The 12,022-nt window shown below is 70.2% G+C and carries 9 protein-coding genes; 5 read left to right on the plus strand and 4 right to left on the minus strand.

Annotated features, from left to right (window positions below; all coding sequences use genetic code 11):
- The first annotated feature begins 183 nt into the window (after positions 1-183).
- The 3 genes from EV670_RS04270 (at position 184) to EV670_RS04280 (ending at position 3,968) form a co-directional block, all read left to right on the plus strand.
- Positions 184-1,248, plus strand: a complete 1,065-nt coding sequence (locus EV670_RS04270) for a porin (protein ID WP_165393234.1) — start codon at positions 184-186, stop codon at positions 1,246-1,248.
- 152 nt (positions 1,249-1,400) lie between these two features.
- Complete coding sequence (ppk1, locus tag EV670_RS04275; protein ID WP_130430545.1) at positions 1,401-3,488, plus strand: polyphosphate kinase 1; 2,088 nt, start codon at positions 1,401-1,403, stop codon at positions 3,486-3,488.
- 18 nt (positions 3,489-3,506) lie between these two features.
- Positions 3,507-3,968 (plus strand): SixA phosphatase family protein, encoded by a 462-nt coding sequence (locus EV670_RS04280; RefSeq protein WP_130430546.1) that lies wholly within the window; start codon positions 3,507-3,509, stop codon positions 3,966-3,968.
- Between the two features lie 54 nt (positions 3,969-4,022).
- Here EV670_RS04280 and EV670_RS04285 read toward each other — a convergent pair whose 3' ends face one another.
- Positions 4,023-4,862, minus strand: coding sequence for a ZIP family metal transporter (locus tag EV670_RS04285; protein ID WP_130430547.1), 840 nt, complete (start codon positions 4,860-4,862; stop codon positions 4,023-4,025).
- Positions 4,863-4,929: 67 nt separating this feature from the next.
- Positions 4,930-5,814: a dienelactone hydrolase family protein gene (locus EV670_RS04290; protein ID WP_130430548.1), complete on the minus strand. Its 885-nt coding sequence runs from the start codon at positions 5,812-5,814 to the stop codon at positions 4,930-4,932.
- 191 nt (positions 5,815-6,005) lie between these two features.
- On the opposite strand from EV670_RS04290, the gene EV670_RS04295 reads away from it, so the two are divergent.
- Positions 6,006-7,517 (plus strand): Ppx/GppA phosphatase family protein, encoded by a 1,512-nt coding sequence (locus tag EV670_RS04295; protein ID WP_130430931.1) that lies wholly within the window; start codon positions 6,006-6,008, stop codon positions 7,515-7,517.
- A 31-nt stretch (positions 7,518-7,548) separates the two neighbouring features.
- Positions 7,549-8,475 carry a ketopantoate reductase family protein gene (locus tag EV670_RS04300; protein ID WP_207224992.1) on the plus strand — a complete coding sequence of 309 codons (927 nt, stop codon included), beginning with the start codon at positions 7,549-7,551 and terminating at the stop codon, positions 8,473-8,475.
- A 74-nt stretch (positions 8,476-8,549) separates the two neighbouring features.
- Here the strand turns inward: EV670_RS04300 and EV670_RS04305 are convergent, their stop codons facing one another.
- Positions 8,550-8,900, minus strand: a complete 351-nt coding sequence (locus EV670_RS04305; protein WP_130430549.1) for a DMT family transporter — start codon at positions 8,898-8,900, stop codon at positions 8,550-8,552.
- A gap of 302 nt (positions 8,901-9,202) precedes the next feature.
- Positions 9,203-12,004 carry a phosphoenolpyruvate carboxylase gene (gene ppc, locus EV670_RS04310; protein ID WP_130430550.1) on the minus strand — a complete coding sequence of 934 codons (2,802 nt, stop codon included), beginning with the start codon at positions 12,002-12,004 and terminating at the stop codon, positions 9,203-9,205.
- Between the last annotated feature and the right edge of the window lie 18 nt (positions 12,005-12,022).

Consider the following 12,022-nt stretch of genomic DNA (forward strand, 5'->3'; position numbering starts at 1 on the left):
GCGGCGTCGGAGGCTCCCCGCGCGCCGGCGTCGTGGCGGCTGAGCGTGCCTCGAATGCCGCGTCGGTGCTGCGAATCCGGCGCCGGCGGTGCGCACTGGCATAGCGATTGCCCGTGCGTCGGCGCGGAACCAACCGCGACCGACGATGAAACAACAGGGATCGATCCCGTACGAGGAGACACGATGAGCAAGAGAACCAGCCTTGCGACCGTCCGTCGGTCGCTGATCGTCAGCGCGGCACTGGCGGCCGCGGCCACCGGTGCCAGTGCGCAGTCGAACGTCACGCTGTTCGGGCGTCTCGATGCGGCACTGCAATACAGCACCAAGACCGGCACGATCGATGACGATCTCTACGAACTCGCCAATGGCGGCATCCGTCCGAGCATCTGGGGCATGAAGGGCACCGAAGACCTCGGTAGCGGGCTGAAGGCCTTCTTCAACCTCGAGGCCCACTTCTTCACCGACAACGGCCTGGGCGCCCGCACCGGCCAGGCCTTCAGACGCCAGGCCAACGTCGGCGTCAAGAGCGACTGGGGTGCGGTGACGATGGGCCGCCAGTACAGCCCGGCGATTCTCGCCAACCTCGGCACCGAACCGCGCGCCTTCAAGGAAAACCTCTCCGGCCTCTACCCCTACGCGCTGAACCAGAACCCGACCAACAACACCGTCAACGACCTCGGGATCTTCATCGGCAACGCCGTGTCCTACAGCGGCAACTTCGGGCCGGTGTACGTGGGCGCGCTGCTCGCGGCGGGCGAGGGCACGGGGCGCACGATGACCCTTGGCGCCAGCTACACCGGGCCGGTCGTGGTCTCGGGCTCCTACCAGGAGATCGATGCCGCCAACTCCGACAGCGATGGCACCACGCACTACATGCTGGGCCTGGCGGTGCCGTTGGGTGGCTTCACGATCAAGGGCAGCTATCAGCACGCGACCGAGGACGACTTCGGCATCGAGACCCACGAGGTCGATTTCTACGGCATCGGCTTCGACTGGGCCTGGAACGCGATGAACACCTTCAACGCGACCTACTACTACGGCAAGGACAAGAAGGTCTCGGGCGACAAGACCAGCACGTTCGTCATCAGCAACGACTACGCGATCTCCAAGCGCACCGTGATCTACGCACAGTTCGCGATCGCCGACGCCGATTCGACGCCGTCGCTGCGCACCGGGGTGATCCTCAACGGCTCCTTCCCCAACTCCAAGACCTCGGTCGTCGCCCTCGGCATCAGTCACAGCTTCTGATCCGGGGTGCGGCCGGTGCCGCCTGGCGCGACGCCGATGCACGGGACAAGGCCCGCGACCGCCACGGCGGTTGCGGGCCTATTTTTCTGGGCGAGACGGACGCCGGGCCAGGGTGTCACTTAATCGTCGCGAATCTTCCATAGACTCAGGGTATGAATGCCGTTCTCTCCGAGGTCGCGCTGCCGCCGGCCGCATCGCCGCCGGCGCTGCTCAACCGCGAGCGCGCGATCCTCGAGTTCAACCGACGCGTGCTGGCGCAGGCGCTGCGCGAGGACGTGCCGCTGCTCGAGCGGCTGCGCTACATCTGCATCGTCTCGAGCAATCTCGACGAGTTCTTCGAGGTCCGCTTCGCCGACGTGCTCGAGCTCTCGCGCATCCCGGGCAGCGGCGTCACCGAACATGACTTGGCGCATGTGGCGACCATCGCCCACCAACTGATCGACGAGCAGTACGCCGCCTTCAACGACCAGGTCATGCCGGCGCTGCACGGCGCCGGCATCGTGATCCTCAACCACGCCGACCGCAACGAGGCGCAGCGGCGCTGGGTCGACAACTTCTTCCAGAAGCAGGTGCGGCCGCTGCTGGTGCCGGTCGGGCTCGATCCGGCGCATCCCTTCCCGCTGGTCGCCAACAAGTCGCTGAACTTCATCGCCAAGCTCGGCGGCAAGGACGCCTACGGCGGCGAGGGCCGCATCGCGATCGTCAAGGTGCCGCGCGTGCTGCCGCGCGTGATCCGGCTGCCGGAGTCGGTGGCGCCGGGCCGGCAGGCCTTCGTGCTGCTGTCCAGCGTGATCCGGGCCCACCTCGAGGAGCTGTTCGCCGGCCGCACGGTGGAGCATTTTTCGCAGTTCCGCGTGACGCGCGATTCCGAGCTCGAGGTCGACGAGGACGACATCACCAACCTGCGCCAGGCACTGCGCTCGGGGCTGTCGACGCGGCAGTTCGGGCAGGCGATCCGGCTCGAGGTGGTGGCCACCTGCCCGCCCGAGCTGAGCGACTTCCTGCGCCAGCAGTTCGGCCTGCCCGAGGCCGCGCTCTACAAGGTCAACGGCCCGGTCAACCTGGTGCGGCTGAACCAGCTGATCGACCAGGCCGATGCCAACCGGCTTCGCTTCGCGCCCTACGAGCCCTCGTGGCCCAAAGGCCTCAAGCGCGGCGAGTCGATCTTCGCCCACCTGCGCGCGCATGGCGAGGTGCTGATGCACCACCCCTTCCAGAGCTTCGAGCCGGTGGTGCAGTTCCTGCGCGAGGCGGTGCTCGATCCCGAGGTGCTGGCGATCAAGCAGACCATCTACCGCACCGGCAGCGAGAGCGTGCTGATGGACCTGCTGCTCGAGGCGGCGCGGCGCGGCAAGGAGGTGATGGCGGTCGTGGAGCTCAAGGCGCGCTTCGACGAGGAGGCCAACATCAACTGGGCCGAACGGCTCGAGGCCGTCGGCGCCCAGGTGGTGTACGGCATCGTCGGCCTCAAGACCCACGCCAAGCTGCTGCTCGTCACGCGCCGCGAGGACGGCGCGCGCGGTCCCGTGCTGCGCCGCTACGCTCACCTCTCCACCGGCAACTACAACGACAAGACCGCGCGGCTCTACACCGACGTCGGCTGCCTCACCGCCGACCCGGACCTGACTGCCGACGCCGACCTTGTCTTCCAGCAGCTCGCCAGCCTGACCAAGATGCGCTCGCCGCGCCAGCTGCTGGTGGCGCCGGCGCACCTGCAGCAGCAGCTGCTGAAGATGATCGAGCGCACGGTGCGCGCGGCGCGGGCCGGCAAGCCGGCGCGCATCGTCGCCAAGTTCAACGCGCTGACCGACGAGGCGCTGATCGCGGCGCTGACCACGGCCTCGCAGGCCGGCGTCGAGATCGACCTCATCGTGCGCGGTGCCTGCATGCTGCCGCCCGGCGTGCCAGGCTACAGCGAGCGGATCCGGGTGCGCTCGATCGTCGGCCGCTTCCTCGAACACACGCGGGTGCTGTATTTCCGCTGGGGCGCGGGCGAGGATGACGAGGCGCTCTACCTCAGCAGCGCCGACTGGATGAGCCGCAACATGCTGCGCCGCGTCGAGCTTGCCTGGCCGGTGCGTGACGCGCGCCATCGCCAGCGCCTGATCGACGAGTGCCTGCTGCCCTACCTGCACGACGCGCGCGACGCTTGGAGCCTCGCCAGCGACGGCAGCTACACGCGCGTCGGCAGCGACGGGCCGAGTGCCCAGCAGGCGCTGATGGCGCGCCATCGCGCCTGAACCAGGCGCCTTGCCCGGATGGACCTGATCCTCTGGCGCCACGCCGAAGCGCATCTGGTGCGCGATGGCCAGACCGATCTGCAGCGCGCGCTCACGCCCAAGGGCGAGCGCCAGGCCCAGCGCATGGCCGAATGGCTGAACCAGCGTCTTGCCGAGAGCACCCGCATCCTCGTCAGCCCGGCGCTGCGTTGCCAGCAGACCGCGCAGGCGCTTGGCCGACCCTACAAGACCGTCAATGCGCTGGCGCCCGAGGCAAGCGTCGAGACGCTGCTGGTAGCCGCGAAATGGCCGCAGGCCGGCGAACCGGTGCTGGTGGTGGGCCACCAGCCCACGCTCGGCCTGACGGCGGCTTGGCTGCTGGCCGGCATCGAGCAGCCCTGGTCGGTGAAGAAGGGCGCGGTCTGGTGGCTGCGCCAGCGCGAGCGGGCCGACGAGGAGCGCGTGGTGCTGCAGGCGGTGCAGGGGGCTGACCTGCTTTAGCGACGGCGGCATCGACCACCGCGGTGATCGCCGGCCGCTGCGGCGAGGCCGCGCTCAGCGCGTCGGCGCAGCGTGGTCGTGGTCGCGCGCCGCACCCGACTCGTGCGCGTGCCCGCCCGCCACCAGTGCCGCCAGAACCAGCCCGACCCCCAGCCACGCCAGCTGCGAGGCCGTCTCGCGCCAGGCCAGCCGGCGCTGCAGTTGCGGGATCAGGTCGGCCACCGCCACGTAGATGAAGCTGCTGGCGGCGATCACCAGCAGGTAGGGCGTGAGCCACTCGAAGGGCCGCACGATGAAGTAGCCGAGCACGCCGCCCAGCACCGCCGCCAGGCCCGACAGCGCGTTGTAGGCCAGTGCGCGCTGGCGCGAGAAGCCGGCGTTGAGCAGCACGATGGTGTCGCCAACCTCCTGCGGAATCTCGTGGGCGATGATCGCCACCGCGGTCGCCACGCCAAGGTGCCAGTCGGCGATGAAGGCGGCGGCGATGATGATGCCGTCGCAGAAGTTGTGGACGCTGTCGCCGACCAGCACCGAGAAGCCGGCGCGCCCGGCCTGCTCGCTGTCGAAGTGATGATGGTGGTGATGCCCGTCGCCCTCGTGGTGGTGCGAGTGGCGGTAGATCGCCGCCTTCTCGATCAGGAAGAAGAACAGCAGGCCAGCCAGCAGCGTGGCGAACAGCGGCGCCGGCGCCGCGCCGCTCTCGAAGGCCTCGGGTAGCACGTTGAGCAGCGCGGTGCCGAGCAGCAGGCCGGCCGACAGGCTCACCAGCTGGCGCACCATCACCGTCAGCACGCTGTAGGTCAGCCAGGCCGCGAGCGCCACGGAGAGCAGGCCCCCGGCCAGCGTGGCCAGCACGATCGACAGCAGGGTGAACGAGGGATCCGCGAGATTCATGAACAGGTCTTGTCTACAAACAAAGACCGCGCCGTGGGGCGCGGTCGCTGGACGGGGCGAACATTCTCTACGCCACGCCCCTGGCCTCGAACCAGGCCAGCATGCGCTTCCAGGCATCTTCGGCGGCCTGCCTGTCGAAGCTGGGCCGGTAGTCCGCCAGAAAGCCGTGCTGCGTGCCGGGGAAGACCACGATCTCGCTCTTCCTGGCCGCCGCGCTGCCCTGGGCAAGCGCAGCTTTCATCTTATCGACGCTGTCAAGCGGGATGCCGCCGTCCTTCTCGGCGTAGAGCCCGAGCACCGGTGCGTGGAGGCTGCCGACCAGGTCGATCGGGTGCTTGGGCTGCAATGCGCTGGCCTCGCCCACGAGCCGCCCGTACCAGGCGGCGGCGGCCTCGATCTTCGGGTTGTGGGCGGCGTAGAGCCAGGTGATGCGGCCGCCCCAGCACATGCCGGTCGCGGCCAGCCGGGTGGCGTCGCCGCCGTTGGCCGCGGCCCAGGCGGCGGTGGCGTCGAGGTCGGCCATCACCTGCGCGTCGGGTACCTTGGAGATCACGTCCCTGACCAATGTCGGGATGTCGACCGCCGCCTTGGCGTCGCCCTGGCGGATGAACAGCTCGGGCGCGATCGCCAGGTAGCCCTGCCGGGCCAGGCGCCGCGTGAGGTCGGCGATGTGCTCGTGGACGCCGAAGATCTCGCTGATCACCAGCACCACCGGGAAGCCGTTCTTGCCGGCCGGCTTGTCGGGCTGGGCCCGGTAGGCCGGCATCTGGAAGCTGCCGACCGGGATCGTCACCGGGCCGGCGACCAGGCCCCCGGAGCCGGTCGACACGAGGGTCTGCGCCGTCACCGGCATCACCGCCGCGGCAAAGCCTGAGCCGACCGAGGCGCGCACGAAGTCGCGTCGAGAGTAGTCGGGGGTGGCGGTCGGCTTGTCGATTTCCTGCTCCAGCATCCAAGAACTCCTGAGGGTTGAACCACGGCGCGCCGCCGCATTCTAGGAACCGGCGAAGCTGGCGCCGGGCCACTGTCACCTTGGGCGCCGATCGATCAGGGACAATCGTTTCGATGCGTTCTTCCGACTCCAGCCGTTCCACCCCCGAAGCCCGCGCCGCGAGCGCCGGCGCGGCGCCGGCACAACCGGCGATGCAACTGCTGGCCGCCATCGACATCGGCTCCAACAGCTTCCGGCTCGAGATCGGCCAGCTCGCCCGTGGCCGCTACAAGCGCATCGACTACCTGAAGGAGACGGTGCGCCTGGGCGCCGGGCTCGATGCCGACGGCCGGCTGACCGAGGCCGCGCAGGCGCGCGGCCTGACCTGCCTGTCGCGCTTCGCCGACCGCCTGCAGGGCTTCGGCATGCAGCAGGTGCGCGCCGTCGCGACCCAGACCCTGCGCGAGGCCGGCAACCGCGACGCCTTCCTGGCGCGCGCGCAGGACGTGCTCGGCTACCCGATCGAGGTGGTCTCGGGCCGCGAGGAGGCGCGCCTGATCTTTGCAGGCGTCGCCCACCTGCAGCCGAGCGACCGGCCGCGACTGGTGATCGACATCGGCGGCCGCTCGACCGAGATGATCCTCGGCCAGGGCCGCACCCCACGGGTGGCCGAGAGCTTCCATGTCGGCAGCGTCAGCCTGTCGATGAAGTACTTCGCCGACGGCCGCTTCACCGCCCGGGGCTTTCGCGCCGCGCAGGTGGCCGCCGGCGCGGAGTTGGAAGAAGGCTTGCAGCCTTTCGCCCCGGGCCAGTGGGTCGAGGCGATGGGCTCCTCGGGCACGGTCGGCGCCGTCTCGCAGCTGCTGGCGGCCAACCGCATCACCGACGGCGCCATCACGCCGCAGGGCCTGCGCTGGTGCATCGAGCATTGCATCGAGGTCGGCCACCAGGACGCGCTCGCGCTCCCCGGCCTCAAGCCCGAGCGCCGCGCGGTGCTCGGCGGCGGCCTGTCGATCCTCTACACGCTGGCGATGCAGTTCGGCATCGACGCGCTGCAGCCGGCGCGTGGCGCGCTGCGCCAGGGCGTGATCTTCGACCTCGCCGACCGCCTCGACGCCATCGCCCACCCCGAACGCGCCACATCGCGCGACATGCGCGAGCGCTCGGTGCAGGAGTTGCAACGGCGCTTCGGCGCCGACCTGGCGCAGGCCGAGCGGGTTCAGGCGCTGGCGCTGTCGCTGCACGCGAGCGTGCGGCCGGGCCGGCGCATCGGCGCCAGCCAACCCGACGAGCCGGTACGCGAGCTGGGCTGGGCCGCCGCGCTGCACGAGATCGGCATGGCGGTCTCGCATCACGACCACCACCGCCACAGTGCGTACCTGGTCGCCAACGTCGACGCGCCCGGCTTCTCGCAGAGCCAGCAGCGACGCGTGGCCGAACTGGTGCTCGGCCATCGTGGCGACCTGCGCAAGCTGCCGCACCTGGCCGACGAAACCGTCGCCTGGCAGGTGCTCTGCCTGCGCCTGGCGGCCTTGCTGGCACACGCGCGCAGCGACGTGCCGGACGGCATCGCCAGCCTGGAGCGCAGCGCGCGCGGTGCCAGCCTGCACATCGACACCGACTGGGCCGCCGGCCATCCGCGCACCATGCACCTGCTGGGCGAGGAGTTGCAGACCTGGGCCCGTAGCGGGCGGCTCAAGGTGGAGTTGAACGGAGTCGGCTGAGCGGTCGGGCAAGGTCACCAGGAGACACGGCATGCGCATCGCGATCATGGGTTCGGGCGGCGTCGGCGCCTATGTCGGCGCCCAGCTGCAGGCGGCGGGCGAGGAAGTCGTCTTCATCGCGCGCGGCGCGCACCTGCACGCCCTGAAGCAGCTGGGCCTGCGCATCGATAGCCCGGTCGCGCCGCTGCACCTGCCGCGCGTCACGGCGAGCGACGAGCCGGCACGGATCGGGCCGGTCGACCTGGTGATCTTTGCCGTCAAGCTCGGCGACACCGAGACCGCCGCGCGCGCCATCGGCCCGTTGCTCGGGCCCGAGACGCGCGTGCTGACGCTGCAGAACGGCATCGACAGCGTGGAGCTGATCTCGCGCCACGCCGGTAGCGCCAAGGTGCTCGGCGGCGTGATCTACGTGTCGGCCGTGATCGAGAGTCCGGGCGTGATCCGCAGTCCGGGCGGACTGCACCGGATCGTGGCCGACGCGGCCGGCGGCGACCCGGTGGTGGCCGCGCTGTGCCGGGCCAGCGAGCGCACCAGCGCGCTCGACGTGACGGCCAGCGACGCGATCGACGTGGTGATCTGGGAAAAGTTCATCGCGCTGACCGCGCTCTCGGCCACCACCTCGCTGCTGCGTGCACGCATGGGCCAGATCCTCGGCCATCCAGAATCGCGGGCGCTGCAGCGGCAACTGGTCGACGAGGCGGTGGCGGTCGGCCGCGCGGCCGGCAAGCCGATCCGGGCCGAACTGGCCGACGAGATCATGAGCAAGCTGGCCGCGATGCCGGCCTCGTTCCGCTCGTCGATGTCCGAGGACCTCGAACGCGGCAAGCCGCTGGAGCTGAGCTGGTTGTCGGGCCGGGTGCACGGCCTCGGCCTGCAACTCGGCGTGCCGACGCCGGCGCACAGCGTGGTGTATCGGGCGCTGGTGCTGTACGAGGGCGGCAAGGCCGTGCAGGGCTGAGCCTGGGCCGGCGGCACGCCGGTCGTGCCGGCCGGGCCGGCATTCGAATCCGGGTGTCGGCGTCAAGCCGAACGTCAGGCCGCACCGGGAGTGAAGAACTTGAGGCCCAGAATTCCCACGACGATGAGTGCGATGCAGGCGATTCGAGCAAGGGTCGCTGGTTCATTGAAGAACACGATACCCAGTATTGCGGCTCCTACGGCGCCAATGCCGGTCCAGGCAGCATAGGCGGTGCCCACTGGCAAGGTGCGCATGGCCAGGCCCAAGAGCCAGAAGCTAAGCCACGCTGCGACGAAGGTGAGAACGGCGAATGGAACCTTGGTGAATCCAGCCGACGCTTTCATGCTCGTCGCCCAGACGATCTCGAGGATGCCGGCGGCAGCGAGCAAGAGCCAAGCGTTGGTGTTGGCAAGGAGAGCGGTCATTGACGTCCCTCGATTTCACTGAGGTCGACAGCGTAGCCGAACGTCATGGGTGGTCGGAACGTGCGACCTGACGTGTTATCGGGCGACTCGTTTTGCGCCCGAGCTTGGCGCCTGTCTCCCTAGTCTTGCGAAGTGTGTGCAGGCGCAGGCTAGGTCAATGCTGGCGCTCCGCGCAAACGCCCCAGGCTCGCTGGTGACTCCACCTCTCGCAGACGGGGCCGAAGGGCCCCGTCCACTCGCCCGGCCCCTTGGTCGATCCCCACCGCTGCGCGGCGGGGCCCCTGGCCCCTCGCTTCGGGGTCTCACCCCGAATTCCTCAACCCCGCCGCCACCCCGTTGATCGACAGGTGGATGCCGCGCTGCACGCGCTCGTGCTCGGCGCCCGTTTCGCTGTGCGCACGGTAGCGCCGCATCAGTTCCACCTGCAGGTGGTTGAGCGGGTCGAGGTAGGGGAAGCGGTGCGCGATCGAGCGCGCCAGCGAGGGGTTGCCGGCCAGGCGTTCCTTGTCGCCGGTGATCAAGGTCAGTGCCTGCGCGGTGCGCTGCCACTCGGCCTCGATGGCGGCGAAGATCTTCTTCGCGGCGCGGCGGTCGGACACCAGTTCGACATAGCGCGCCGCGACGGCGAGGTCGCTCTTGGCCAGCACCATGTCCATGTTCGACAGCAGCGTGCGCAGGAAGGGCCATTCGCGATGCATGCGCTGCAGCAGCGCGAGCCGCGTCTTCTTCTCGGCGGCGCTGGGCGCGTCGTCGAGCCAGCCCGCCACGGCGGCACCAAAGCCGAAGTAGCCCGGCAGCGCGGCGCGGCACTGGCCCCAGCTGAAGCCCCAGGGAATGGCCCGTAGATCCTCGATCGCGCGCGTGGCCTTGCGCGAGGCCGGGCGCGAGCCGATGTTCAGTTCGGCGATCTCGCGGATCGGCGTGGCGCCGAAGAAGTAGTCGGTGAAGCCGGGGGTCTCGTAGACCAGCGCGCGGTAGGCGTCCATCGAGCGCTGCGAGAGCTCGGCCGCCACTTCCAGAAAGGCCCTGGGCACCTTGCGTCCCGGCGGCAGCAGCGTGGCCTCGAGCGTGGCGGCCACCAGCGTCTCGAGGTTGCGGCGCCCGATCTCGGGGTTGGCGTACTTGCTGGCGATCACCTCGCCCTGCTCGGTCAGGCGGATCTGGCCGTTCACGGTGCCGGGCGGCTGGGCCAGGATGGCTTCGAAGCTCGGGCCGCCGCCGCGGCCGACGGTACCGCCGCGACCGTGGAAGAGCCGCATCACCAGTCCGTGCTCGCGCTGCAGCGGCTCGAAGAGTTCGGCCAGCGCGGTCTCGGCGCGGTAGAGCTCCCAGTTGCTGGTGAAGTAGCCGCCGTCCTTGTTGCTGTCGGAGTAGCCGAGCATGATGTCCTGCTCGGCGCCGGAGCGCAGCAGCAGCGGCAGGACGCCGGGCACCGCGTAGTAGCCGCGCATGATCCCGGTGGCATGGCGCAGGTCGGCGATGGTCTCGAACAGCGGCACCACCACCAGCGCCTGGGTGGCGGCAGGATCGTCGATCGCGCCGCCGAGCAGGCCGGCCTCCTTCTGCAGCACCAGCACCTCGAGCAGGTCGCTGACGGTCTCGGTGTGGCTGATGATCGCGTGGCGGATCGCCGCCGCGCCAAAGCGCTGGCGTGCGTTGCGTGCCGCCTCGAAGATCGCCAGTTCGCCACGGCTGTGCTCGCCGTAGGCATGGGTCGGCACGCGCAGCACGCGCGCGTCGTGCAGCACGCGCGTCAGCAGCGCCACCTTGGCCGCCTCGTCGAGCGCGGCGTAGTCGGGTTCGATGCGCGCGACCTTCAGCAGCTCGGCAATCACCAGCTCGTGCTGGTCGGAGCTCTGGCGCAGGTCGACCGTGGCGAGATGGAAGCCGAACACCTGCACCGCGCGCATCAGCGGCAGCAGCCGCGCCTGCGCCAGCGGTTCGCCATGGTGGCCGGCCAGCGAGTCGCGCACGGTGGCCAGGTCGGCCAGGAACTCGGCGGCGCTGGCGTAGGGCGAACTCGGCGCCACCGCGTGGCGCAACGCCTCGGTGCCGGTCAGGCGCTCGAGCGTGGCCGCGAGCCGCGCATAGACGCCGATCAGCGCGCGCCGGTAGGGCTCGTCGCCGCGCTGCGGGTTGTCGTCGTGCGAGCGCCCGGCCAGCGCCTGCAGCGCCGGGCTCACCTCGACCAGCAGGGTGCTCATCGACAGCTCGGCGCCGAGCTCGTGGACCTCGGTCAGGTAGAAGCGCAGCGCGGTCTCGCCTTGCTTGGCCAGTGCCAGCTCGAGCGTGGCGGCGCTGACGTTGGGGTTGCCGTCGCGGTCGCCGCCAATCCAGTGGCCCATGCGCAGGAAGGGTGCCACCGGGTGGCCGTGCAGCCGCTCCTCGAGCTCGGCGTAGAGCTTGGGGATCTCGCGCAGGAAGGTGGTCGGGTAGTAGGAGAGGGCGTTCTCGATCTCGTTGGCGACGCTGAGCTTGGTCGGTCGCAGCAGCCGGGTCTGCCAGAGCTGGGTCACGCGCGCGCGCAGCTGGGTCTCGATCGCGGCACGCTCGCGTTCGGCGTCGGCGCGGTCGCGCGCGGCCAGCAGCTGGGCGATGCGGCGCTCGGCATCGAGCACGCTCTGGCGCTGGACCTCGGTCGGGTGGGCGGTCAGCACCGGCGAGACATGGGCCCGCTGCAGCGTCTGCGCGATCTCGCTGGCGCGCAGGCCGCGCCGTGCGAGCTTGTCGAAGCTGGCCGCCAGCGAGCCCTCGGCCACGTGGCCCAGGCGGTCGTGGTGCTCGCGCCGGCGCACGTGGTGGCGGTCCTCGGCCAGGTTGGCCAGGTGCGAGAAGTAGCTGAAGGCGCGCACCACCGAGACCGCCTGGGCGACCGAGAGGTTCTTCAGCAGGCGGTCGAGTTCGCGGCCGGCTCCGGCGTCGCGCTTGAGGCGCCAGCCCACCGAGAGCTTGCGGATGCGCTCGATCAGATCGAAGGCCGCCGAGCCCTCCTGCTCGCGGATCACGTCGCCGAGGATGCGGCCGAGCAGGCGGATGTCGGCCACCAGCGGCAGGTTCTTGGCGTCGTCGGCGGCGGCGTTCTTGGGTCGGCGAGGGGTGGGCATGGCGATCGGGCGGGGAGG

Origin of the sequence: Rivibacter subsaxonicus (assembly GCF_004217215.1) — a bacterium.
GTDB classification, from domain to species: Bacteria; Pseudomonadota; Gammaproteobacteria; order Burkholderiales; family Burkholderiaceae_C; genus Rivibacter; species Rivibacter subsaxonicus.